20 protein-coding genes are annotated in these 25185 nt (G+C 52.3%); 13 read left to right on the top strand and 7 right to left on the bottom strand.

The window, feature by feature from the left end; all coding sequences use genetic code 11:
- Positions 1–175 precede the first annotated feature (175 nt).
- Positions 176–1228 (top strand): glycosyltransferase, encoded by a 1053-nt coding sequence (locus GT409_RS00975; protein ID WP_160626115.1) that lies wholly within the window; start codon positions 176–178, stop codon positions 1226–1228.
- Here GT409_RS00975 and GT409_RS00970 read toward each other — a convergent pair.
- Positions 1218–2324, bottom strand: coding sequence for a glycosyltransferase family 4 protein (locus tag GT409_RS00970; RefSeq protein WP_160626114.1), 1107 nt, complete (start codon positions 2322–2324; stop codon positions 1218–1220). The two genes, GT409_RS00975 and GT409_RS00970, sit on opposite strands and share 11 nt — an antisense overlap.
- A 117-nt stretch (positions 2325–2441) precedes the next feature.
- Between GT409_RS00970 and GT409_RS00965 the strand changes: the two genes are divergently transcribed.
- The gene (locus GT409_RS00965) at positions 2442–4259 is read left to right on the top strand and encodes an ABC transporter ATP-binding protein (RefSeq protein WP_160626113.1); all 1818 of its coding nucleotides are present in this window, start codon (positions 2442–2444) and stop codon (positions 4257–4259) included.
- Positions 4260–4311: 52 nt separating this feature from the next.
- On the opposite strand, the gene GT409_RS00960 is transcribed toward GT409_RS00965, so the two are convergent.
- Positions 4312–5532 carry a DUF1015 domain-containing protein gene (locus GT409_RS00960; protein ID WP_160626112.1) on the bottom strand — a complete coding sequence of 407 codons (1221 nt, stop codon included), beginning with the start codon at positions 5530–5532 and terminating at the stop codon, positions 4312–4314.
- 233 nt (positions 5533–5765) lie between these two features.
- Between GT409_RS00960 and ftsH the strand changes: the two genes are divergently transcribed.
- From ftsH to GT409_RS00945, 3 genes are all read left to right on the top strand, one after another.
- Positions 5766–7733 (top strand): ATP-dependent zinc metalloprotease FtsH, encoded by a 1968-nt coding sequence (ftsH, locus tag GT409_RS00955; protein ID WP_408647956.1) that lies wholly within the window; start codon positions 5766–5768, stop codon positions 7731–7733.
- A 98-nt stretch (positions 7734–7831) separates the two neighbouring features.
- Entirely contained in the window at positions 7832–8506 is a 675-nt protein-coding gene (locus GT409_RS00950; RefSeq protein ID WP_160626111.1) for an IspD/TarI family cytidylyltransferase, read from the top strand.
- A gap of 76 nt (positions 8507–8582) precedes the next feature.
- The gene (locus GT409_RS00945) at positions 8583–9668 is read left to right on the top strand and encodes a 3-isopropylmalate dehydrogenase (RefSeq protein WP_160626110.1); all 1086 of its coding nucleotides are present in this window, start codon (positions 8583–8585) and stop codon (positions 9666–9668) included.
- Between the two features lie 72 nt (positions 9669–9740).
- On the opposite strand, the gene GT409_RS00940 is transcribed toward GT409_RS00945, so the two are convergent.
- Together GT409_RS00940 and GT409_RS00935 are read right to left on the bottom strand one after the other, a co-directional pair.
- Positions 9741–11384, bottom strand: coding sequence for a glutamine--tRNA ligase/YqeY domain fusion protein (locus tag GT409_RS00940; RefSeq protein WP_160626109.1), 1644 nt, complete (start codon positions 11382–11384; stop codon positions 9741–9743).
- Positions 11385–11593: 209 nt separating this feature from the next.
- A complete protein-coding gene (locus GT409_RS00935) occupies positions 11594–12394 on the bottom strand; it encodes a uracil-DNA glycosylase (RefSeq protein WP_233231582.1) in 801 nt (266 codons plus the stop codon).
- Positions 12395–12510: 116 nt separating this feature from the next.
- Between GT409_RS00935 and GT409_RS00930 the strand changes: the two genes are divergently transcribed.
- Entirely contained in the window at positions 12511–14742 is a 2232-nt protein-coding gene (locus GT409_RS00930) for an APC family permease (RefSeq protein WP_160626108.1), read from the top strand.
- On the opposite strand, the gene GT409_RS00925 is transcribed toward GT409_RS00930, so the two are convergent.
- On the bottom strand, positions 14681–15640 hold the full coding sequence (locus GT409_RS00925; RefSeq protein WP_160626107.1) for an RluA family pseudouridine synthase: 960 nt from the start codon (positions 15638–15640) through the stop codon (positions 14681–14683). The two genes, GT409_RS00930 and GT409_RS00925, sit on opposite strands and share 62 nt — an antisense overlap.
- 115 nt (positions 15641–15755) lie before the next feature.
- Complete coding sequence (gene rbr / locus GT409_RS00920; RefSeq protein WP_160626106.1) at positions 15756–16331, bottom strand: rubrerythrin; 576 nt, start codon at positions 16329–16331, stop codon at positions 15756–15758.
- A 227-nt stretch (positions 16332–16558) separates the two neighbouring features.
- Between rbr and GT409_RS00915 the strand changes: the two genes are divergently transcribed.
- Together GT409_RS00915 and GT409_RS00910 are read left to right on the top strand one after the other, a co-directional pair.
- Positions 16559–18286 carry a hypothetical protein gene (locus GT409_RS00915; RefSeq protein WP_160626105.1) on the top strand — a complete coding sequence of 576 codons (1728 nt, stop codon included), beginning with the start codon at positions 16559–16561 and terminating at the stop codon, positions 18284–18286.
- Positions 18283–19050, top strand: a complete 768-nt coding sequence (locus GT409_RS00910) for a dolichyl-phosphate beta-glucosyltransferase (RefSeq protein ID WP_160626104.1) — start codon at positions 18283–18285, stop codon at positions 19048–19050. The genes GT409_RS00915 and GT409_RS00910 overlap by 4 nt, the downstream gene beginning before the upstream one ends.
- A gap of 57 nt (positions 19051–19107) precedes the next feature.
- On the opposite strand, the gene GT409_RS00905 is transcribed toward GT409_RS00910, so the two are convergent.
- The gene (locus tag GT409_RS00905) at positions 19108–19425 is read right to left on the bottom strand and encodes an RNA recognition motif domain-containing protein (protein ID WP_160626103.1); all 318 of its coding nucleotides are present in this window, start codon (positions 19423–19425) and stop codon (positions 19108–19110) included.
- 158 nt (positions 19426–19583) lie between these two features.
- On the opposite strand from GT409_RS00905, the gene GT409_RS00900 reads away from it, so the two are divergent.
- Genes GT409_RS00900 through GT409_RS00880 form a run of 5 tightly spaced genes read left to right on the top strand, consistent with a single transcriptional unit; the run spans position 19584 to position 25175 of the window.
- Positions 19584–20927: a lipopolysaccharide biosynthesis protein gene (locus GT409_RS00900; protein WP_160626102.1), complete on the top strand. Its 1344-nt coding sequence runs from the start codon at positions 19584–19586 to the stop codon at positions 20925–20927.
- Positions 20924–22027: a radical SAM protein gene (locus GT409_RS00895; RefSeq protein WP_160626101.1), complete on the top strand. Its 1104-nt coding sequence runs from the start codon at positions 20924–20926 to the stop codon at positions 22025–22027. Before GT409_RS00900 ends, GT409_RS00895 begins: the two co-directional genes overlap by 4 nt.
- The gene (locus GT409_RS00890) at positions 22024–23160 is read left to right on the top strand and encodes a polysaccharide pyruvyl transferase family protein (RefSeq protein WP_160626100.1); all 1137 of its coding nucleotides are present in this window, start codon (positions 22024–22026) and stop codon (positions 23158–23160) included. The genes GT409_RS00895 and GT409_RS00890 overlap by 4 nt, the downstream gene beginning before the upstream one ends.
- A 13-nt stretch (positions 23161–23173) precedes the next feature.
- Complete coding sequence (locus tag GT409_RS00885; RefSeq protein ID WP_160626099.1) at positions 23174–24397, top strand: glycosyltransferase family 4 protein; 1224 nt, start codon at positions 23174–23176, stop codon at positions 24395–24397.
- A 19-nt stretch (positions 24398–24416) separates the two neighbouring features.
- Complete coding sequence (locus GT409_RS00880; protein ID WP_160626098.1) at positions 24417–25175, top strand: class I SAM-dependent methyltransferase; 759 nt, start codon at positions 24417–24419, stop codon at positions 25173–25175.
- Positions 25176–25185 lie beyond the last annotated feature (10 nt).

Here is a 25185-nt window from a genome sequence, read left to right as displayed (position 1 = left end):
AATCCTGTGTGTTAAACAAAAAAATATTCAATTGATTTTGTCGTCATGATTTTTACGTTGAAAATATGGGGTCCGCATGATCCTGTTTGCTGGAGTGCAGTGCAAGAGGATAGTTTTAATTAGTAGTATGTTTTTAATGGCGAAGAGCCGTTGTCTTGCGTGAAGAGTTGATTTTATGGATAAGATAAAAACAGTATTATGGTGGGGGCGGTTTAATCCCGGGTATTCTCGCAATCGCATTTTGAGAGATTTGCTGCATGATAACGGCTGGGAAGTTGTGGATTTTCATCCCTCTTGGTCTTCGGTGGGCGATCTGCAGGCCTTGCTGAAGCGTATGCCCCGGCCCGACCTGATCTGGGTTCCTAATTTCCGGCAACGCGATTTTTATGCAGCCAAACGGTATGCCCGCCGGCTGAACGTTCCGATTCTGTTCGACCCCCTGATCAGCAGTTACGACAAACGGGTTTTTGAAAACCGGAAGCTGGCGGAGGGAAGTTTTCGAGCAGAACGGTTGCGCCGTTGGGAAGGCGGTATGTTTCGTTCTTCAAGGATTGTTCTTGCCGATACTCAGGAACATGCCCGGTTTTTCTCGGAAGAACTGGGCGCTGATCCGGCTCGCATTTTTATCGTTCCGGTCGGGGCGGAGGAAAAGCTGTTTGTTCCGCAGCCGGGTCGTGCGCCCGCCGGCCCGGTCGAGGTTTTGTTTTATGGAAGTTTTGTTCCGTTGCAGGGAGTTCGGTTTATTGTGGAGGCTGCACGCCTTGTCCCAGAGGTGAATTGGACTTTCGTGGGTCAGGGGAAATTGCGTGAAAACTGCGAGCGCGCTTCGGTCGATCTTGCGAACGTTTCTTTTGAAGACTGGGTCCCATGCTCCCAGCTTGCGGAGCGGATTGGAAAGGCCGATATCTTACTCGGAATTTTCGGAGATACTCCCAAGGCCTCCCGGGTTATCCCGAATAAATTGTATCAGGCAATTGCGTGTGCGCGGCCGATTATCACAATGGATTCGCCGGTTTATTCACAGGATGTGCGCGAGGCAGGCAGGAGCGGTGTTGCCTGGATTCCTGCCGCCAGCCCGGAGGCGCTGGCAAATGCGGTTCGTCAGTGGGCGAAGCATCCTGAAATGCTTGAGGAGAGAGGGCAGTCCGCTCGCGCCTTGTATAACAGGTTTTATGCGAATGACAAGGTGGCGGATGCTTTGATGAAGGCGCTGAGTGTTATTGATTGAGCCCGGCTGTATCGATTAATTCATGATAAACAGCCAGTTCATCTTCAGTCATTCGGGCGAGGCTGAAGTTTTCCAGGATATGCTCGCGCATGTTTTTAAACTGAATCTGCAGAGCCTGTTCGATCTTTTCTGCCAGATCCCGGTCGTTGCCCGGTTCGAACAGCAGTCCGTTTTGTCTGTCGATCAGAATATCGAGCGAACCTCCGTGGGCGCTGGCGACCACCGGGGTGTTCATGGCGAGTGCTTCCGCCGCGGTGCGGCCGAATGTCTCCGCTTTGGTTGAGGCCGCGGAGACGACTAGGTTGCTGAGTGCGTAGATTTCGCGTACTTCGGATTGTGAGCCGGTAAAACGAATATCGGCGCCAAGGTCAGAAGCCAGTTGCTGGAGGGACTGGAAATAGTCCTCTTTACCGTGCCAGATGCCGCCGGCCACGACGCCAACCGCTTCCGGGTGTTTCTTCTGCACTGCGGCCAGGGCGCGGATAAAGCAGTCGTGCCCCTTCCATTCGGTAATGCGGCCGACGATGGTGATGACAAAGCGGTTTTCGAGATCGTGCTGTTTGCGGAATCCGGCCATGAAGTCATGATTTGCCCGGGCCGGGTCAAAATGATCCATATCGATTCCGCGCGGTACATAGCGCAGGACGGCGGGATCTGTTGTGTAGTTTTTCAGGATGTAGTCTTTGATGGCTGAACTTCCGTAGATCACCCGGTCGCCGCGAACCATGATTTCGCTGTATTTGCTGACGCTGTTGAAGCCATGGACGGTGGTGACGAATGGGATTCTGAGCTTTTTGTTGGCAAACCAGCACAGCCATGCCGGAACGCGGCTGCGGGCGTGCAGAAGATCTGCATCCAGCTTTAAGAGTTCGGTTTTAAGTTTTAAGACTCGGGAAAAAAAGGTGAGGGGGTTTTTGGAAGAGACATCGAGCAACACATGCCGGCCGCCGTCTTTTTCAATACGCGGCATCAGTTCGCCGCCGTTTGAGATGACGGTGGATTGATGGCCGCGTTTTACGAGCTCGCGGTTGAATTCAACCGTGCCGCGCTCGACGCCCCCCTGGTTCAGTTCCGGCAGAATTTGGATAATGTGCATGCGGGGGAGGTTAGCAGTTTATGACGCACGGTTTGAAGTTGTTTCGAGCGGATTGTGCGTTTGGAGTGTACGCCTTTTTGCGTTGCGTTTGGAGTGGGTTTGTGGAGTATGTCGCGAATGCAAAACAGAGACAACAAGCCGGTCGAGTCATTCGAAATCTATAAACGCTTCTTTCCTTTTGTGCGCCCTTATTGTCTGCGGCTGGCCGTGGGCATTGTCTGCGGCATGCTGCATGGCGGGGCGATGGGCGCGATGATCGTGGTGATGCGGTGGGCATTGGGCGGCATTTCCGGAGAAGAGATGAGCGTGGCGGGCATCGCTTCGGTGGCAGGTGGTGATATGGAGGGGCAGGCTGGCGACATCGGCCTTGATCGCATTATTTTAACCGTCGTGCTTCTGATGGCGGTGACTCTTTTCCAGGGTATTGTCTTTTTTGGCGGTAAATATCTGGTCGAGTGGGTGGGCAATCGGGTGATTACCGATTTGCGCAGCAAGCTGTTTGAGCATATCCACTCGCTTCCGATCCAGTTTTTTGGAAAGAGCCGGACGGGCGACCTGATTTCGCGTGTGACGAGCGATACGGGATTGCTGGCCCAGTTGGTGACCAATGTGATTGGCGATATCATCCGCGAACCCTTCACGCTGATTGGTTTGATTGGCGCCATGGTGGTGCTCGACTGGAAGCTGTCGATTATGGCACTGGTGGTTTTTCCCGTCTGTATTGTGCCGGTGGCGCTGCTGGGGCGTCGAGTTCGCAAGGCCTCGAAAAGCGGGCAGGAGAGTTCCGGCGATCTGCTTTCGGCGGCGCAGGAATCCATTAACGGCGCTTTGGTGGTGAAGGCTTTCCAGATGGAGGGAGAGGAAACTACCCGGTTTAATCTGTCGAACATGCGCATGTTTAAAATGGCGATGAAACAGACGCGCGCACGTTCTCTGAACGAGCCGATCATTACCTTTCTTTCGTCGATCGGACTTTCCGGGGTGGTCGTGTATGCCTTTCTGAACGATCTCTCACTGGCGTTGCTGGTGTCATTCGCGGCAGCCATGTTGTCAATGTACAAACCCGCGAAGAAGCTGAGCCAGATCCATATGCGCATTCAGCGCGCCGCCCCCGGAGCGGAACGCGTATTCGAGATTCTGGATGTTGAGAACGCCATCGCAGATATGCCGGAGGCGGTTCCGTTTAACGGAAGTGTGCAAGATATCACGTTCCGGAATGTATCCTTCGCCTACGATGAAAAAATGATCCTCGATGGGGTCAGTCTGGATGTGCATGCGGGGCAGTGTATTGCGTTTGTCGGAAGTTCCGGTGCCGGCAAGACCACGTTGGTGAATCTGATTCCGCGCTTCTTCGATGTAACCGGCGGTTCCGTTTCCGTGAACGGGAAGGATATTCGCCAGTACACGGTTCATTCCCTGCGCGAGCAGATCGGCGTGGTGACGCAAAGCACGGTGTTGTTTAATCGTAGCGTGGCCGACAATATTGCCTACGGCTCGCCCAATGCCTCTCGCGAGCAGATTGAGGCTGCTGCGCGGCGCGCCAATGCCCATCGGTTCATTATGAAGCTGGAGGATGGCTACGATACGGTGATTGGCGAACGGGGATCGCTGCTCTCCGGCGGAATGGCGCAGCGCGTGGCGATTGCCCGTGCGTTGCTGCGGAACCCGCCGATTCTCATTTTGGATGAAGCGACGAGTGCGTTGGATACCGAGTCGGAGCGGTTGGTTCAGGAGGCGCTGGACGAGTTGATGAAGGATCGGACGGTCTTTGTGATTGCCCACCGCCTTTCCACCATTGCCCATGCCGACAGCATCGTGGTGCTGGATCAGGGTAAAATTGTGGAGCAGGGCTCGCATGATGAGCTCCTGCTGCAGGACGGAAAATATAAATATCTCTATGATATTCAGTTTTCCGATAAAGTCGCGGGACAATAAAAAAGCTCCCGACAGAGTCGGGAGCCAGTCAACGATGATTGTTTGATCCGGTTTAGTCCAGCGTATTGACCAGCAGTCCGGAGCGGAGCTTCGGCTCGAACCAGGTGCTTTTCGGCGGCATCAGCAGTCCGGCATCAGCCACGTCCATCAGCTGGGCGATCGTGGTGGGGTAGAGTGAAAAAGCGACAACCGCTTCGCCTTCGTTCACGCGGCGTTCCAGTTCGGCCGTGCCGTGAATGCCGCCGACAAAGTCGATGTCATCGCTTTCGCGCGGATCATCAATGCCGAGCAGGGGGGCCAGAACGCGGTCCTGCAGAATACTGACATCCAGCGAACCGACCGGATCCGTTGGAATGGATTCTTTGGGGGTCAGTTCGAACCATTTGCCATCAGTGTACATGCAGACCGATCCGGGGGCGGACGGCTCTTTTTGCCCGTTGGCCTCAACCGAGAACGATTGTTCCAAACCCTGGAAAAATTCATCGGCGGTCTGGTCTCCGAGACTGAGCACAACACGGTTATAAGGAAGAATCTTAAGCTGACTTTCCGGAAAGATTACGGCGAGGAACCAGTTGTAGGGTTCGGAACCGTTGTGGTCGGGGTTGGCTGCGCGGCGCATGGCGCCGACTTTTGCGGCGCTGGCAGAACGGTGATGGCCGTCGGCGACGTAAAAAGCGGGCACTTCGGCAAAGGCCGCGGCGAAGGCTCCGGTTTCCTCAATTTTCCAAACCGTGTGGGTGATGCCGTCCGTCGCGGTGAATTGATAGAGCGGTTTGGTGGCGGCGATTTGTTCCATCAGGCTGCCGACGATGTCGCTGTCCTTGCAGGTCAGAAAGACCGGGCCGGTGTTGGCGTTGAGCTCATCCACGTAGCGGGTACGGTCCTGTTCTTTGATCTTGCGGGTTTTTTCATGAATTTTGATCAGGCCGTTTTCGTAATCCTCAATATGGCATCCAGCGACGATTCCGTATTGGAGGTGATCGCCCATTTGCTGGCTGTAGAGGTAGAAGCTGGGGGCTTCTTCGCGGATGAGTGTGCCGTCGGCCATCATGCGCTGCAGGTTTTCGTTGGCTTTGGCATAGACCGCGTTGCTGTAGAGGTCTGTGCCGTCCGGCAGGTCGATTTCGGCCCGTACCACGTGCAGAAAGGAGTCTGGATTACCTTCGGCAAGTGCCGCTGCCTGTTTCGTATTCACCACATCGTAGGGTACCGATGCCACGTCCCCGGCTTTTTCCGGAGCCGGCCGCCATGCTTTAAAAGGATTAATTCTCATAACGGGGCGCAGTCTACAGGACACCCAAAGAAAATAAACCCGAAACATAAGCGAATAGAGTGAAGATGCATGAATGGTTATTTTTTGGTGCCTTTTCTCAGTTTTCGTGGTTATCTTCCTCTTCGCCCGAAAAAGAAGGACGCAGATTTATGGAACCAAAGACAAAGAAACCCGTGCCGCCGAAGAATCCGAATGATCGCAAAAAGATGCCGCAGGTGAAGCCTCCGATGCCGATGCGCAGTTTTGCCGTATGGTTTTTGCTGATGGCGGTGGTGATGGTGGTTTTGAACATGTTTCAGCAGCAGCAGACTGAAGACAGCAGAATCGATTACAACCCCACATTTCTTCAGTACGTAAAAAGCGGTAAAATCATCCAGTGTGAGATTGTCCGCGGTGCGAGCGGCAATGACCATGTGACCGGAGAGCTCACCGAGATTGATCCGTCCACCGGGAAGCCGAAGGCGTTTTATGTCGACGTGGTCATCACCGAGGACCTGTTTAAGATGCTTCAGGCCAACGAGGTTAAATTCAAAGTGACTCCGCCGTCGACCTTCTGGCCGGTTTTCTGGAATGTGGCTCCGTTCTTTATCGGATTTATCATTATTTACTTTTTCATTTTCCGTCAGATGCGCACCGCCGGCGGCCGGGCCATGAGTTTCGGGAAAAGCCGCGCCAAGCTGATGAAGAAGGATGATGAAAACAAGATCACTTTCGCCAATGTCGCCGGCGTGGAAGAAGCCAAAGAAGAGCTGCAGGAAGTGGTCGAATTCCTTAAAAACCCGAAACAGTTTCAGCGTCTTGGCGGAAAAATGCCGAAAGGGGTTCTGCTGGCCGGATCTCCCGGAACCGGAAAGACGTTGATTGCCAAAGCTGTTGCGGGTGAGGCCGACGTTCCGTTTTTCACGATCAGTGGTTCGGATTTCGTCGAAATGTTTGTCGGAGTCGGTGCCAGTCGGGTGCGCGATATGTTCGAGCAGGGTCGCAAAAATGCGCCGTGCATTATTTTTGTCGATGAGATTGATGCGGTCGGCCGCAGCCGCTTTACCGGAATCGGTGGGGGGCACGATGAGCGCGAGCAGACACTCAATGCTCTCCTGGTGGAAATGGACGGGTTTGATACGGCCGAAGGCATTATTATTATTGCCGCAACCAACCGTCCGGACGTGCTCGATCCGGCGCTGATGCGCCCCGGCCGTTTTGACCGTCAGGTCTTCATCGACCTGCCGAACCTGAAAGGCCGCGAAGAGATTCTGGAAATTCACGTAAAGCGCATTATGCTGGCCGACAACGTCGATTTGACGAAGGTTGCGCGCGGAACCCCCGGCTTCTCCGGTGCTGACATCATGAATCTGGTCAATGAGGCCGCGTTGCTGGCCGCCCGTCGTGGTGCTGAGTCTGTTGAACAGAAGGATTTCGAGGAGGCGCGCGATAAAGTGTCCTGGGGGCGTGAACGTCGCAGCCATATGCTGGATGTCGAAGAGAAAAAGCTGACGGCCTACCATGAAGCCGGTCACGCCATTGTGCTCGCCAAAACCGAGCAGACCGAACCCTTGCATAAAGTCACTGTGATTCCTCGTGGCCGAGCGCTCGGCGCCACTATGCAGCTGCCGGAAAAAGACCGCTATACACAGGGTCGCACCCGCCTGATGGGGATGCTGATCGGCCTGATGGGGGGGCGTGTCGCTGAAGAGATCATCTTTAATGATGTAACCACCGGGGCTCAGAACGACATCGAACGGGCCACCAATATCGCCCGGGCGATGGTTTGTGAGTTTGGAATGAGCACTCTGGGACCGCGTAATTTCGGTTCCAATCAGGAGCTGATGTTCCTGGGCCGCGAAGTCAACCGGACGGAAAGCCACAGCGAGAAGACCTCGGAGCTGATCGATGAGGAAATTAATAAAATTCTCAATGAGGCGCATGATACCGCCCGGGAAATTCTGGAAGATAATCGCGATAAGCTGGAGCTGATTTCTGAAGTCCTCATCAAATACGAGACGATTGACGGCGATCAGGTCATGCAGATGCTCGAAACCGGAGAAATTCCCGAAGATCTTAAAAACGGAAAGCTGCCGGAGTCCGAAACACCTGCGAAAGATGAAGAAAAGGCCGGTTCTTCCGCGCCGGAGCCAGAAGAAGCGACCGCTTCCGAAGAGGACACTGATGCTTCGGCCGGAAAAGAGACCCCTTCTGAGACCTGAACTCTTTGACAGGCCGGTGGCTTGTTGCTAAATTCCTGCAATACCGCAGGTTGTCTATACATGTTTCCTGCGGACAGTTTGCCGAAAGGAGGCAGTCAATGTCAGTATGGGCAATTGTTTTAGCATGTGGAAAAGAGCAGGAGATTACATCCGGAGTGGATGTTGCATTTCTCGCATTGGGTGATCGGCCGGTTTTAGCTCATTCATTACTCACCCTTCAGGAGAATGATCTGGTCGATGGAATCATTCTGGTCGTTAAAAAACAGCGGGTGGACAATGCGCTTCAGGTGATTCGTTCGTATGGAATCAAAAAAATAAAAAGTCTGGTCGCCGGTTCCGGAACCCGGTTGAGCAACCTTAAAAAAGCGGCGGGTCAGCTTCCGGAAGATGCAACCGCTGTTCTGGTTCATTCCGCGTCCCGACCCTTTATTCAGGATGCTGTTGTTTCCGAAACCGTCAAGGCGGGAAAACGCTACGGCGCAGCCGTTGCGGCATTCCGCAGCCCGGATGCGGTCAAATTTGCTGAAAAGGGGCAGAAAGTCACGAAGTCGATGGATCGCAACAGCGTTTGGGTCACTCAGAGTCCTCAGGTGTTTAAGCGCGATGTGTTTAGTAAGATGCTGAAAAGCGGCGTGAAACTGGTTGATGATGAATCCGCTCTGCTCGATAAATCCCGTCAGGAAATTCATCTCGTTGTATCCAGCCGCACGAACCTGAAGATCCGGACTGTAGCTGATCTGGAAGCCGCCGGCGCATTGCTCGGCAAGATTTGACCGCTTCCGGATTGGAACTCCGCGGGATTATCCTTTCTTCGTGCTCATTTCGTTTTTCGAACCAAAGGAGTTGGTTATGAGCAAAAGCTACAACATTGCTGTAATTGGCGGAGACGGTACCGGCCCTGAAGTGGCACGCGAAGGCGTGAAAGTCCTGAAAGCCGCGGCGGATAAATTCGGATTCAAAATCGACTTTACGGATTATGATTACGGTGGAGACCGTTATCTGCGCACCAACGAAGTGCTTCCGGAAAGCGCGGCCGACGATCTTCGTCAGCATGACGCCATTTTCCTCGGCGCCATCGGCCATCCGGAGGTCAAACCCGGCATCCTTGAAAAAGGCATTCTGCTCAAGCTTCGCTTCGAACTCGACCAGTATATCAACCTGCGTCCGGTCAAGCTCTTCCCCGGTGTTGAAACGCCGATTAAGGACAAAGGGCCGGAAGAAATCGATTATGTGATCGTCCGTGAAAACACCGGCGGCATCTACACCGGAGCCGGTGGGATTTCCATGAAGGGAACGCCGCACGAAGTAGCTGTTCAGTCCATGATCTACAATCGCTTCCAGGTGGAGCGCTGCCTGCGCTATGCCTTCGACTACGCCCGCAAGTCCGGAAAAAAATCGCGAGGTGTCGGCAATGAAAACACGCTGGGGCTTGTTGGGAAGACCAATGTGCTGACCCATGTCTTTGATCTGTGGGAGCGCGCCTTTCACGAAGTCGGCGACGCCGACTACACCGATATCCGCCGCGACTACTACCATGTCGATGCCACCTGCATGTGGATGGTCAAAAGCCCGGAATGGTTTGATGTGCTCGTCACCACCAATATGTTCGGCGACATCATCACCGACCTTGGCGCGATGACGCAGGGCGGCATGGGCATCGCCGCCGGCGGGAACATCAATCCGGAAGGGGTCAGTATGTTCGAGCCGATCGGAGGTTCTGCACCGAAATACACCGGACAGAACGTCATCAACCCGCTCGCCGCAATCTGCGCCGGTTCCATGATGCTTAAAGAGCTCGGCGAAGCCGAAGCCGGGAATGCGATTGAAGCCGTTGTGGCGGACATCACCGCCAATAAGCTCAAAGGCCTCGCTGCCGGTAAAATGGGATATTCGACCACCGAGGTCGGCGATCTTGTCGCGGAAGGTTTGGCCTAAAAAGCAGTCTTAATGCAAAAAAACGGCACCGCCTGTTCAGGTTGTGCCGTTTTTTATGGGTTTGCTCGGAAACTATTTGTTCCACGAATCGCGCAGGCCTACGGTGCGGTTCAGGACCGGAACGTCTGCCGTCGAATCTTTATCGATGCAGAAGTATCCGATGCGTTCGAACTGGAAGGCCTCACCCGGCTGGGAAATGGCTTCCGGCTCGACGATGCCGGTCACAGTTTGCAGTGACTCGGGATTGAGCAGTTCCTTGAAGTCCGCCTCTTCGGCGGCCGGGTTTTCGCATCCGAACAGGCGGTCGTAGAGATGTACTGTGGCTTCGACGCCTTCAGTTGCCGAGACCCAGTGGATGGTGCCTTTCACTTTGCGTCCGTCTGGAGCAGAGCCGCCCTTCGATTCGGGGTCGATGGTGCAGCGCAGTTCAATCACATTGCCGTCCGCATCTTTGATAGCTTCATTGCAGGTGGCCAGATAGGCCCCGCGCAGACGAACCTCACGTCCAATGGTGAAGCGTTTGTATTTATTCGGCGCATCTTCCAGGTAGTCGCTTTTCTCGATGAACAGTTCCCGGGTAAACGGAACACTGCGGGTGCCCACCTCCTCATTGTTGGGATGGTTCGGCAGGTCGAAGGTCTCGGTTTGCTCTTCCGGATAGTTGGTGATGACCACTTTCAGCGGATCGAGTACCGCCATGCGGCGCGGCGCTTTTTCGTTGAGGATATCGCGCACGTGATGTTCCAGCAGGGCGACATCAGAAAGGCTTTCCGTTTTTGTGATGCCGATTTCGGTGCAGAAGTTGCGGATGGCCTGGGCCGGGTAGCCGCGGCGGCGCATGCCGCACAGGGTGGGCATGCGCGGGTCGTCCCATCCGTTGACCAGGTTTTTCTGTACCAGTTCGAGCAGCTTGCGTTTGCTCATCACGGTATAGGTGAGGTTGAGCCGGGCAAATTCGATCTGCTGCGGCTGGTAGGCCTCGAGCTCTTTGAGAATCCAGTCGTAGAGCGGGCGATGCACTTCAAACTCGAGCGTGCACAGCGAATGAGTGACACCTTCAATGGAGTCTTCAATGCAGTGGGCGAAGTCATACATCGGGTAAATGCACCATTGGTCGCCGGTGTTATGGTGCGACGCATGTTTAATGCGGTAAATGGCCGGGTCGCGCATGTGCAGGTTGGGGGAGGCCATGTCGATTCGGGCCCGCAGCACATAAGCGCCGTCGGCAAACTCGCCGGCTTTCATTTTTTCAAACAGCTCAAGGTTTTCTTCGATCGACCGCTGGCGGCCTTCCGGCTCTTTGCCCGGTTCCGTCGGAATGCCGCGGTATTCTTTGAACGCATCCACGCTCAGGTCGCAGACGTAGGCTTTGCCCTGCTTGATAAGCTGCACGGCATATTCATACATCTGTTCGAAATAATCCGATGCCCAGTAAAGGTGCTCGCCCCAGTCGAAGCCGAGCCAGTGGACATCTTCCTTGATTGCTTCCACATATTCGGTGTCTTCCGCGGTCGGATTGGTGTCATCAAAACGCAGGTGGCAGCGCCCGTTGTATTTCAGCGCAGTCCCGAAATCGAGGCAGATGGCTTTGGCGTGCCCAATGTGCAGATAGCCGTTGGGCTCCGGAGGGAAGCGGGTAACCACCTCGCTGCGTTTTCCGGATTCCAGGTCCGCATCAATGATGTCATGAATAAAATTTCCTGCTGGAGTGCTCATAGATTTTTTCCTCTAAAACTGATCCGTCTTTTTGCCCGATTTTTCCAAGGTTTGGAAGGTTTTTGATCGTAAATTGTGCCGCTCCATCCGTCGGGAAGCAGCGCTGCGACCGGTCCCGATATCTGTTTGTCAGGAGGCCGGCCTTTCAGAGCGCATCTCGTTCCATTAAGTGATCAATGGAGCAGGATGGGCTTTGAGGTCGTTTGGTTTTAATTTTTCTGGGGCGGTGTTTTCCCGAGTTTGGCAAGGACGGATTGGAGATCATCCCACGCTTCGCGTTTTTTGCCAGGCGAGCGAAGCAGGTAGGCCGGATGAAAGGTCGGCATCAGATCGATGCCTTCATATTTGCACCATGTTCCGCGAAAGCGGGTGATGGCCACCGGCTTATGCAGAAGTCCCTCAACGGCGGTTTTGCCAAGCGCGATGATGATCTTCGGTTGGATCAGCTCAATCTGTTTGAGCAGGTACGGGGTGCAGGCGCTCATTTCGTCGGGCAGGGGAACCCGGTTTCCCGGAGGGCGGCATTTGACGATGTTGGCGATAAAAATCTGATCGCGGGTGTAGCCCATTGCTCCGATCATTTTAGTGAGCAGCTGGCCCGCGGCACCGACGAACGGGCGGCCCTGCGCATCCTCGTCCGCGCCGGGGCCTTCGCCGATAAACATGAGGTCGGGATGATGACCGTTTCCTTCGCCGGGCACGGTTTTGTTGCGCGAGGCGTGCAGTCCGCAACCGGTGCAGGTGCTGATCTGTTTTGCGATTTCTTCGAGAGTTTTTCCGGTGACTACAATGTCGTCGCCTGGTGCCTGAGAGGGTTCAGGGTCAGGCGCCGGCGGGGCGGGTCGATAGGCCGGAGCGGCCGGTTTCGGCTTTGCAGCGGCCGGTTTTTGTTTGGCCGGCGCAAGCATTGCGCGGGTTTCCGGCGAGATTTCCAATGTTTGGAACCCTTCCTCTTTTTTGTATTCGAGGAAGGCGGTCACATTGTCCAGAAATTGTTCGCGATCGGTCATAAGTGAGCAGAATATAGGATGTGCCGAATGAGGAACAAGGAATATCGAATTGCTTTCCTTTTTTTGATTGGTCTGGAAGACTTCCCTCAGGATTTATCCAGAGATTGGAAACGGTTATGGCTGAAGACGAAAAAAAACAGGGATACGCATTTGGTACGTTCAAGGGCGTGTTCACGCCGAGCATTCTGACGATTTTCGGTGTTGTAATGTATTTGCGCTTTGGGTGGGTGCTCGGCAGTGTCGGACTGCCTGCCACCCTGCTGATCGTGACGCTTGCCACGGCGATTACGTTCCTGACCGGGTTGTCCATCTCGGCGATGGCCACCAATATGAAGGTGGGAACCGGCGGCGCTTATTACATTATATCCCGTTCGCTTGGCCTGGAGGCCGGAGTGGCCATCGGGCTGCCGCTTTTTTTTGCGCGCGCTTTTGGGGTGGCGTTTTATATTGCCGGGTTTACTGAAGCCGTGATGGCACTGGGGAATCCGTTGCCGATGCTGGATGCGGCGGTCGTGGCCAAGGTGATTTCGGCCGGAACCCTGACGGTGTTGACCGTGCTGGCGACGATCTCGGCGGATTTGGCATTGAAAGTTCAGTTTGGAATCCTGGTCGCGATTGGTTTGTCGCTGGTTTCGTTTTTCATGGGGTCTCCTCCTCCGGATGCACTGTCTTTGTCTGCCGAAACGGTTGTTCCGGCCCGGGAAAGTTTCTGGGTTGTTTTTGCTGTGTTTTTCCCGGCCGTGACCGGGATTGAGGCCGGACTTGGCATGTCAGGGGATCTGAAGAACCCCGCGAAGTCGCTTCCGCGTGGAACATTGGCCGCCATTGTAACGGGCTATCTGGTCTATATGGCGCTTCCGATCTTCTTGTCGATGAAGGTGTCCAATCTGGATGTCCTTCTGGTGGACCTGAACATTATGTCGACGATGGCGCGCTGGGGCATTCTGATAGTGATCGGGGTGTTTGCGGCCTCGCTATCCAGTGCGTTGGGGTCGTTGCTCGGCGCGCCGCGCATGCTGCAGGCGCTGGCGGGCGATCGTGTGATTCCACGGTTTATCGGCCGCGGTTTTGGCAAAGATAAAGCGGATCCGCGCATTGCCACAATCCTCTCATTTATCGTAGCTCTGGCGGCTGTTCTGCTGGGGGATCTCAATCTGATTGCCCCGATTCTGTCGATGTTCTTTTTGCTGTCCTATGGACTCCTCAACCTCTCCGCGGGACTGGAGGGCCTGATTGAAAGTCCGGCGTGGAGGCCGAAGTTCAATGTGCCGTGCGGTATTTCCCTGCTGGGGGCAGCGGGCTGTTTTGCTGTGATGCTGATGATCAACGCCGGGGCCACCCTGATTGCGATTTTGGTAACCTCTGTTATTTTCTATTTAATTAAACGCCGGCAGCTCAATGCGCACTGGGCGGACATGCGTTACGGCATTTTAACGCTGCTGGTTCGCTTTGCCGTTCAGCGGCTCAGCCGGTTGAAGCCGGATGAACGGACGTGGCGGCCCAGCATTCTGGCGCTGAGCGGCTCACCCAGATCGCGCTGGCATCTGGTGGAAATGGCCCACTCTCTGGCGCGGCACAGCAGCGCCCTGACGGTGGCGAGCATCCTGCCGGTAGAAGACTGGTCCGCAGAGAAAGTGGAAAGCACGGAAGAGTCTCTGCGGGAGTATCTGCGAAAGCGTGAAGTGGATGCGCTGGTTAAGATTTTTCCGGCCCCGGATATGCTGACCGGGGCAAAATCTCTGGTGCGCGCCTATGGGTATGGACCCTTGACGCCCAACACCATCCTGCTGGGTGACACGGAAAACCGTTCGAATTTTGAAGGCTTTGCGGAACTGATACGTCTGGTTTGTCGAACCAACCGCAATCTGATTCTGTTCCGGGAAAGCGAGAATGAAGTGCCTGAAGAGGCGGATACGATTGATGTCTGGTGGGGGGGCAACGCATCCAATATCGGCCTGATTCTTACGTTAGCCTATCAGGTTCAGAAAAGTCCGGCATGGCGGCAGTCCAGGCTGGTCGTGAAAACCATTGTCGAAACCGAAGCGGAGCGCGAGGCGGCTCAGATACGGTTGGGAACCTTTATTGAAGAACAGCGGATTCCTGCGGAAGCAGAGGTGCTGATCAAGCAGCTTCCCAGCTATTTCGATATTATTCGCCAATCGTCAGCAGATGCCGGGTTGGTTTTTATGGGCATGCGTCCGCCGGGTGAAGAGGAGACTCTCGAAGATTACAGCCGCTATTATGGTTCGCTGATGGAAGTGACCAAAGATATGCCGCCACTGGCATTTATCCTCGCGTCTGAGGCGATTGAGTTTCGTAAGGTAATTGGGATTTCTCAGAAGGATTAATTCTGAGTTGCTCAAGCAGGGCCTTCATGTCTGCCGGCAAAGGAGCCTGAAACGTCATTTTTTTGCGCGTATTGGGATGGATGATCGACAGTTTGGCTGCATGGAGCATTTGTCGGTCGGGCCAGGTATCGGTCGGTTGACGGCGTGCGTAGAGCTTGTCTCCAAGAATCGGGTGTTTTAAAAATGCCATATGCACCCGGATCTGGTGGGTCCGTCCGGTTTCGATGCGGATGCGCAGCAGTGATGCGTTTTTTAGTTTTTCATCGGTTTTGTAATTCGACACAGCCCGCCGGCCCCGCTTGATGTTGGCTGCCATCTTTTTTCGGTGGATCGGGTGTCGCCCAATGGTTGTTTCGATGTAGCCGGATGACGGGTGCAGTGCGCCGCGCACAATTGCCAGGTATTCTTTTTCTGTTTCCCGTTTTTTAAATTGCCGCGCCAGTTCGGCCATGGCGGTTTCGGTTTTTGCGATCACCATGACGCCACTGGTGTCTTTGTCGAGCCGGTGAACAATACCGGGGCGCTCTTCGCCTCCGATACCGGTCAGGTCGGTGCAGTGGTGAAGCAGGGCATTGACCAACGTTCCGTTCTCATTCCCTGCGGCAGGATGCACCACCAGTCCGGCGGGTTTGTTCACCACGATGATGTGGCGGTCTTCAAACAGAATGTCCAGGGGAATATTTTCGGGAAGGGTTTCGGTCGGAACCGGATCCGGAATCGTCCATTCCACAAAGTCTCCTGAGCGAAGTTTAAAGTTCGATTTCACGGAACCGCCGTTTACGGTGACCTTCCCGTTTTTTATCAGGCCCTGCCAACGCGAACGCGACAGGCCCGGCTCACTTTCAGCAAGCCAGGCATCCAGCCGTTTTCCGGATTCTTCTGCGGTTTTTCCAGACATTGGAAGAGGTCGTGTTGAATTTTCTTTATGAGCAGATCCGTTTATAAAAAAGACCTGCCTGATGCAAAAAGAAAGCCCCGGGCAGCCGGGGCTCGGTCTTTTCTGCCGTTTCGACTTACCAGTTTTCTGCGAGCAGTTCGAAATGTGCCTGAGGGTGAGCGCAGGCCGGGCATTTGTTGAGGGCTTTTTTGCCTTTATGCAGATACCCGCAGTTGCGGCAGCGCCAGACGACATCTTCATCGCGTTCGAACACTTTGCCGGCATCAATGTTGGCGGCGAGTTCTTTGTAGCGTTTGTCGTGCTGTTTTTCAGCCACGGCGATGGCAGTGAAGACGCTGGCGATTTCTGTGAAACCTTCTTCCATGGCGATGTTGGCAAAATCCGGATACATTTCAGTCCATTCGTGCTCTTCTCCCGCAGCTGCGTCCAGCAGGTTGGCTTTTGTGTCGCCGACGGGGCCGGCCGGGAAGGAGCTTGCGGGAATTTCGATCTCGCCGCCTGCCATCAATTTGAAAAGGCGTTTGGCGTGTTCCTTTTCCTGGTCTGCGGTTTCTGTGAAAATATCAGAAATCTGAACAAAACCTTCTTTTTTGGCAACAGATGCGTAGTAGGTGTAGCGATTGCGGGCCTGAGATTCGCCGGCGAATGCGGCCATCAGGTTTGTTTCGGTCTGACTTCCTTTAAGTTCCATAGCTAGGTCTCCTTGGTTTATTGAAATTAAGATTTTAACTATAGGTGTTTAGCTTTGGCAGGGAAACCATTTTCCAGATGTTGGAAGAATTGAGACCGAGTCTTTCCAAGCATTGGAGGCCTGAATCATTTTTTTGCGGCGCTCGCAGGGCGGATGTTCGTGCGGGCCTATTTGTTGGGGAAAAATGTTCGGAAAAAAATATTTAACAGGGCATGATAAACTTGAAAATGAAACGAACCGCTTGGATTTTTTTAGTGTTGGCAGCTGTTGCGCTGAGTGTTCTTCTCAGTACCGCAAATCTGTTTCTTGGCGATTTGAATCAGGATGAAGGGTGGTATTTGTATGCAGCCCGGCAGGTGACAGAAGGTCGCGTTTTGTATCGCGATTTTATGTTTACGCAGGGGCCGGCTCTTCCCTATGTCTACGGTGTACTTTTTCCAATCATTGGAAAACTGGGTGTGGCCGGCGGCCGGATGATTACGGCTCTGTTCGGTTTGGCGGCGGCCGGATGTGCAGCGTGGTTGGCCGGACGGATTTCTTCCAAATACTGGAAGCAGGCTGCGTCGGGGCCTTCTGATTTTTCCAGTCATTGGAAGGTGGCGGCATTTTCTGCCTTTGCCTTGGCGGGAGTGAATGTCTATCAGAGTTATTTTACGACGATTGTGAAAACTTATGGGTTGTGTGCCTTTTTTCTGACTGCCGGCTTTGTGGCGCTGAGCTATTCGGATCATAAGCGCGGGGCCATGGCTTCATTCTGGGGTGGTTTTCTGCTGGCGCTGGCGGCCTGTACGCGATTGTCTGCGGGTGTTGCTCTTCCGATTGCCGGACTGTGGCTTGTTTGTAACCGAAAGAAGGTTTATCCGTTTGGAGAGGGAACAGCTGTTGTCTGCCATCCAAATCCGGTACTCGGCACTTTTCAGTCGGCCTGGTTTGCGTTCGGGCTGGGCGGCGGTTTTGTTCTGCTGGTCGGATTGGTCGGCTTTTTCTTCCTTGCTCCAGAGAGTACGCATTTTGCGCTGTTCGGCTATCATGCCGGCCGCAGTCCCGGCGGGCTGCTGGAGCTGGCGGCGCTGAAAGTTGGGTTCGTTTCCCGTTTTGTTCAGGCGTATTTTGTTTTGGCGGCGGGATGTGCGGCGGCGTTTCTGTTTCGCAGGCATCAGCGGCATGTTCGGCGTGCCGGGGAGGAGTTTGAGTGGGAGGTCCGCCCGCGTCTGACTGAGTTGCTTCAGCAGGCGAATCAGGCGGAATCACCTTTTGCTCACAGTTTTATTTCGTTGCTGTGGATGGTTGGTGCGGGTGTTTCGCTGGTCCATTTTTCTGCGCCGTTTCCATATGACGATTATCAGGTGATCATTTATCCCGTTCTTTGTGTCGCATTAGTTTGTGTTCTGGTTCCTCGCCTGTCCGAAAAATATCAGATACGGACGGCGTGGGCGGTGCTTTTGGTTTGTGCGGCAGCTTCTTTTTCTTCTCCGATCAATCAGGACTGGATGGTTCGCGGTCGCGACCGGATCTGGTGGAAATTTAAAGAGGCACCGGATTTAGCTGTGTTGCAAAAGGCCGGGGCTGAGATTCGTGAAAAACTGGGTGAGGGCGGATTCCTGCTGACTCAGGATACGTATTTGGCCGTTGAGGCCGGGGCTCGAGTTCCGCACGGTATGGAGATGGGGCCATTCTGCTATTATCCCGACATGCCACATGAGCAGGCCGAACAGTTCAATTTGCTGAATCGAGAGATGATGATCGAGACGTTGTCGAAAGGCCGTGCGCCGCTGGCGGCATTCAGCGGCTACGGGTTGACCATTGAGTCTCCAGGCATTGGAGAACTTTCTTCCGAACATTGGAGAGCTCTACGATCTGTTTTAGAGAAAAGCTACCGGAAGACATCTGAAATTCCAGACTTTGGACAGGCTCATACCACGCTGGAAATCTTTGAACGAATCCCGAAACCATGAAGCTGTCCATTATCATTCCGGCCCATAACGAAGAACATCGGTTGCCTCCGATGCTGGAAGCGTATGGTGCTTTCTTTTCTGAAAAGTACGGGGATGACGTGGAGCTGATCGTGGTGCCGAATTTTTGCGATGATCGCACTGTGGAAGTTGCTCTGTCTGTTGGAAATCAGTTCCCGGTTATCAAGGTTTTGGAGGACCCGGGATATGTCGGAAAAGGAGGTGCGGTTGTTCTTGGAGCAGAAGCCGCCTCTGGAGATCTGGTAGGGTTTGTGGATGCAGATGGGGCGACTTCGCCGGAAGCGTTTGATGATCTGGTGGAAAAAATCGGGGATGCCGGTTGCATTATTGCTTCGCGCTGGATGAAAGGGTCGGTAATGAGTCCAAAGCAGCCTTTGTCCCGCCGAATCGCTTCGCGCTGTTTCAATACACTGGTTCGGGTTCTGTTCGGGCTTCGGCTGAATGATACCCAATGTGGCGCAAAACTGTTTCGGCGCGAGGTGGTTGAGCCGGTCGTGTGTAATCTCGGTGTGACTAAATGGGCATTTGATGTGGATATGCTGTTTCAGGCCAGTCGTCTCGGTGCGAGCATTAAGGAAATTCCGACGGTTTGGAATGATGTGGCCGGGTCGAAAGTAAAAATTGGACGCTCTTCGGTCCAGATGCTGGTGGCGATGGTGCGATTGAGAATGTTTTATTCGCCGTTGCGGTTTATGATTCCGTATGTTTCCCGAGTGGTTGAGCGTCTGGTACGTTATAAACGGTAATAAAAAAGCGGCGCATCGAAATGCGCCGCTTCTGTTAAGTTTTTACGGGTTCGGCTGCTACCAGCGGCCTCCGCCTCCACCACCGCCGCCGTAGCCACCGCGGCCACCACCGCCGCCACGACGTTCGCCTTGCGGTTTGGGCTGGGACTCATTGACACGAATTGCACGGCCCATCAGATCAGCACCGTTCAGTGCGTCGATTGCGGCCTGGGCTTCGTCTTTATTCGGCATTTCCACAAAGCCGAAGCCTTTGGAACGACCTGACATGCGGTCAAGGATGACACGGGCCGAGGAAACGGCTCCGTATTGTTCGAATAATTCCTGCAGATCAGGATCTGTTGCCGCATAAGGCAGGTTTCCTACGTAGATGTCCATCTATTCTTCTCCATGTGTCATATATACTTCAGTTTCAAACCAATTCCCAGCCTATGACACCCTGCCGGAGAACCGATGCGACCTCTCTTTCGACGAACGCAAGCGGAAAGATGACATAAAAAATCTGAAAAGAAAACAGTTATTTGTAAGTGCTTTTCTTGCTGAAAAACCAAAAAGTACCTGCTTTCTTCCGCTGGTTCGGGTATATTTTGCGGTTATTAATGAAAAAAATCCGTCAGATATTTCTAAAGCTGCTTTCCGACGATTTGCTGCGACACACCAGCATTCTGTTTTCCGGGATGATGGTCGTGCATGTCTGCAATATGGTGTTCCAAATGGTGGTTGGTCGAGTTCTTGTTGCCGAGGAATTTACTCTATTGGCTACATTTCTTGCCGTGTTAGCCATTATTCAGCGTCCTTTGTCTACCTTGAGAAATGGGGTCAATCATTACTGTAGTTTGTTGCAAAATGATGGTCGAATCGGTGATGTCAAACGATTACTTGGCAAGTGGTTGTTGTTAACCGGGATCCCTGCTTTTTTGCTGGGAGCGGTTACTGTATGGTTTCGTGGTCCTTTGGCTGGTTTTCTGCATTTGAATCGGACCGATCCAGTAGTGATTGCCGGAGCGGTTTTACCAGCTCTTTTTTGGTTTCCAATATTAATCGGCGCAACACAGGGGCTCCAGCTTTTTGGGCGCAGTTCTGTTGCTACGGTTTTCGGGGCATTAATTCGACTTTTTCTGGGTGCAGGGTTTGTCTGGTTTTTGTATCCGGCCTGTGGCTGGGCCATGCTAGGGCATGGTTTGAGTATTTATGTGTCGGTGGTTATTTTGTTTTGTGGTCTATTGCTGGTTCTTTGGTCTCATGCTTGCAGCAGTGAAGCGCTTCCCAGTTTGAGAATGTATCTGTTACAGAGCTTTTTTATTCTGGCAGCATACGGAATTTTATTCACTTCAGATGTTATTTTTATAAAACATTATCTGCCGGAAGATACAGATTTTGCTTTTGCCGCAACTATTAGCCGTATGGTGGCATTGCTTCCAGGACCGATTGTAATGGCGATGTTCCCAAAGGTTGTGTCTCGGGGTACAGGAACCGCCGTACAGCATCAAGTGTTTGTAAAATCATTGAGCTTAACTGCTGTAGCTACAGCAGTAGGAGTGATTGGTTGCTGTCTTTTCCCAGGATTGCTAGCGCACATCGTTTTTGGGAAGTCTGAAGCTTCTTTTGCTCTGCAGCAATTGGTCCGGATGATGTCGTTAGTGATGGGGGTATCAGTTTTGCTGAATGTTACGGCGCAGTTTTTGATGGCACAACGGAGATTTAGACAGGCCTCTTGTATTGTTGTTTCCGCTGTATTATATGTGCTTTCAGCATGTCTTTTTCATTCCAGTACGATGCAGATCGTGCTTGCTGCATTGATTTGTAATGTGATGGCCTTTGTCGTCTCATTAGGGTTTGCTTTCTCTAAGGTCCGGACTAAGAGCGGGGGCTTTGCATGATTCGTTTTTTTAGGCTGTTAATGGGACGGGTATTGTCGTTAATTCCGGGAGTCCGTCTTTATCCTCGGATTCTACAGTTTCCAATTACCGGAAAGTGCAATTCGGCCTGCATGACCTGCTCTGTGCCATCTCGTGCTCCTAATGTGGAGATGACAGCAGAAAGGGTACGTGAAATTCTGAAGAATGACTTGTTTAAGAAGGTGGAGTCAGTGGGTATTAACGGTGGAGAACCCACCTTGGTACCCGAACTTCCTGAGGTGGTTGCTGAGTTGCTTCGTCTGCCTAAGCTCAAGGCGATCCATATGATCAGCAATGGGTCATTAACTGACCGATTGCTTTCTGTGATCCAGAAAATTCGGGCTTTGTGTGAGGAGCGAAGAATTGTTTTTTCACTTTCGCTATCGTTGGATGGTGTTGGCCCTGTGTACAGGGCTTGCCGAGGGATCCCGGCTTTTGACCAGGTTATTTCCTCTATTGATCAGATTCTGGCTTTTCCGAACAAGTATTGCCATCAGTTCAGCGTGGGGTGTACGGTATCCAGATATAATGCGGATTTTCTGGCCGAGCTGGATACGTTTTGTGTGGAACGAGGGATCCCGGTTTTTTATCGTCTGGCTGTTCCAAATCGCCGGATTCATAATCTGCATTACTCAGATGAGTTCAGTGTGCTGAGTTCTGATGCTGCCCGGCAATCTGCGATGGAGTTCTTTTTCGGGAAGGTTATTGATAAAACGGATCGAAATTGGCAGCAGAAGTTCACTTATTATTCAATTTACCGTTATCTCGAACAAAAGGGACACGTAAGGCTGGCAGATTGTTTTTGGCAATGGCGTGATGCTACGGTAGATGAATCCGGAAAAATCTATTATTGTGCAACGCAAAGTAAAAGTTTGGGATTGTTGGACTCCTCGAACGCTGCCAAGCTGTTTCACTCGAAAGAGAACCGGCAATACCGGAAAGAGCTGATCGAAGAACATTGCCAACACTGCATTCACTATGCGTTTGCCCCAACCATAAAAGGGGCCTTTAGTTTCTTGCTGTTTTTTGTGCACCTGCTGGTGTTTCCTTCCCGGTATCGTTTCTTTAGGAGGGGGAGATGAATGTTTGCATTATTGGCTGGTACGGAAGCGAGACCATTGGAGATCGGGCGATTCTGGCCGGAATTTTGGCATTGCTTGCGGAACAATCAGATGAATTGACGGTGCAGCTGGGCAGTTTGTTTCCATTTTTCTCTGAGCGGACTATTCGGGAGGACTCTCCTTTATGGAACGATTTAACGGAGTCCGAAATTAATGTGGAGCTGTTTGACAGTACAAATTCCGGAGAGTTGGGGCGGGCCATTCAGCAGGCAGATCTTCTGTTGCTTGGAGGCGGGCCTTTGATGGATCTGCGTGAGATTCATATGCTTTCATACGCCTTCCGTACTGCACGCAGTAAAGGTGTGCGATGTGGTGTTTTGGGATGCGGGGTGGGCCCGTTGAAAAAGAAAAGCTGCGTTCGTGCGGTTAAGGAGATTTTGAAGGTTGCTGATTTTGCCGTATTTCGCGATGCACTGTGTTTGTCTGCGCTTGAGCAGGTTGGGATAAGAAAAGAAGCTCGGTTTCAATCGGCGATCGATCCGGCGGCGCATTGTGCAGAATTGTACCGTCGCAAAGGTAGCTTCGGAGAGTCGCTGCCTCGAATCACTGTGAACCTCCGAGCCTTGTCGACGGATTACATCGGTTCAGAAGGTATTGCACAATTTAATCAATTTGCAGAACAGCTTGTTCAACGTATTTCTGAGTTGGGTGTGGATCATGATGTATTACTTGTACCCCATCATTACTTTTATGTCGGCGGTGATGATCGTGTTTTTTTAAACCGCCTGAGATTCAACAGTGGTTGCGAGAATATTAGAGTCCAGAATGTTCCAATGAGTTTGGCTCAGACAATGAACCTTTTTGCTACGTCCCGAGCCTGTGTTGGGATGCGATTCCATGCGATTCTGTTGATGACTGTCTTTTGTAATCATTGCCGTATTGTGAACTATACAGGGAAACAGTTCGGCAAAATTCAGGGATATTTGCAAACTGTTGACCCAACTGGATTTTTTAAGCGCGGCCGGATGGTTTCGCTGCCTGATGAAAATCTAAGTACTTCGTTTGTAGATGATCTGCTGGGTGATGAGCCGTTCGAATTAAATCCTTCTTGTTTTTCAGAAGCTGTTGATGTTTACCGGAAAGCATTGCAGTAAACATTTCGGTCGTATGAAAATACTGTTTATCCATAATTATTATCCGTTGCAGGCCAGTGGCGAAGACAGTGTGGTGGATGAAGAACGGGGGATGCTGGAAAGTGCCGGCCACGAAGTGATGCTGTTCTCGATGAAGACACGGGAGGGCGGAGTTCTGAACCTGTTGTATTGCGGGTTATGCGCAATCTGGAATCCGGTCGCTTACCGAAAAATACGTGGCATACTGAAAAACATCCAGCCGGATGTGGTGCATTGCCACAATACATTTCCACTGATATCGCCTTCAGTTTACTGGGCTTGTAAAAAGGAAAAAGTTCCGGTGGTCCAAACCCTGCATAATTTCCGGTTGGTTTGTTCGAACGGATTGTTTCTCAGGGAATCATCAGTTTGCGAAGACTGTTCGGGAAAACGATTTCCCTGGCCTGCCCTGAAATATCGCTGTTATCGCGACAGCTTGCTCGGGTCATTGGCAATGGTTCTGATGCTGTGGAGCCATCGTATGCTGGGAACGTTTAAAAATACAGTCGACCGCTATATTGTGCTGACTGATTTTGCGAAGCAAAAGTTTGCAGACAGTGGTGTGATTCCCGTTGAAAAAATTACAGTGAAGCCCAACTTTATTTCCCGACCTGATAGGTTGAATGGTGAAGTCCCCGACATCCCTAATGTTCCGTATGCTCTTTTTGTTGGCCGTCTTTGCCGTGAAAAAGGGGCTGATGTGCTCATTGAAGCTTGGGGACGTATGCTGGCCCAAAGTACGGGCATGTCGAATGTGGATCTGCTGGTTGTCGGTGACGGACCTGAGCGGGGTTTTCTAGAAGCCAAGGCCCGGGAGATGCTTCGTTCGCTGCAAATGCCGGCGGAGAAAATCCGGTTTGGGGGACACCTGCCCAGAGAACAGGTGCTTCAGTTGGTCAGTCAGGCCCGGTTTATGATTCTCCCATCAATCTGGTATGAGGGATTTCCTATGACGATTGTAGAGGCGTTTGCCTGTGGTACTCCAATGATTGCCTCGGCTTTGGGGAACATGAACTCGATTATCCAGGACGGGGAGACTGGTGTGTTTTTTAAACCTGGCGATGCCGAGAGTCTGGCAGAAAAAATTATATGGGCATTGACGCATCAACCCTCAATGGTTGAGATGGGCGTTCGGGCTCGGCAGGTTTTTGATTCCAATTACACACCGGAGAAGAATCTGGGCCAGTTAATTGATATTTATAGGTCTGTTTCCGGATAAAAGGGTTTAGTCATTTGTTATGTTAGAAAACATCGCATATTTTATTTTAGGACGACATCCGAACAACACTTGTTTTTCCTATAACTGGCATGCGATTCGTCATGTGCGCCGGTTTCTTAAAGAGCGGGTTCCAAATTCGCCGGAAAAGCTGAATATTGCGGATATCGGCGGAGGTGCAGCTCCTTATTATGAACTGTTTCGGTCGGTTGCTGGGCAATATACCGTTGTCGATTTGGAATTGTCAGATCTTCCTCCCTCCAGGAAGTCAGCAATTACTCAACTGATCGGAAGTGCTGAAGATATTCCGATAGAAAGTAATTCGGTTGAGTTAGTGATCTGCAATCAGGTTTTGGAACACGTGAATGTGCCTGCAAAAGTATTGAGTGAAATATTTCGGATTCTTCGCCCCGGGGGACTTTTTCTCGGCAGCGTTCCTCATGTGAGTCCAATTCATTTGGAACCGTTTGACTTCTGGAGGTTTACCGAGCTCGGTGTCGATAAAGTATTGAAAGAGTCTGGTTTTTCTAACGTTTATGTAGAGGGGAGTGGAGGAGTGTTTTCCACAGCCGCATTTATCATGGCTATGGATTTATTTCTAAGTAAGCGAATCGAAGGACTGCCTCAACGGTTTCACCATGTGATGTCGGTTCTTCTTTCCCCGTTCGTCGGGATAGTAAACCTGACGGCATTGTTGGCTGATAAGTTGGTCGGAAACCGATTGCGAACGCCTGCAAATTTATGCTGGTCTGCACAGAAGCCGGATGTCGGGAATAAATAAAGACGATCGT

Origin of the sequence: Tichowtungia aerotolerans (genome assembly GCF_009905215.1) — a bacterium.
GTDB classification, from domain to species: domain Bacteria; phylum Verrucomicrobiota; class Kiritimatiellia; order Kiritimatiellales; family Tichowtungiaceae; genus Tichowtungia; species Tichowtungia aerotolerans.
The sequence above is the reverse complement of the archived record's forward strand: the minus strand, read 5'-3'. Positions and strand labels throughout refer to the sequence as shown.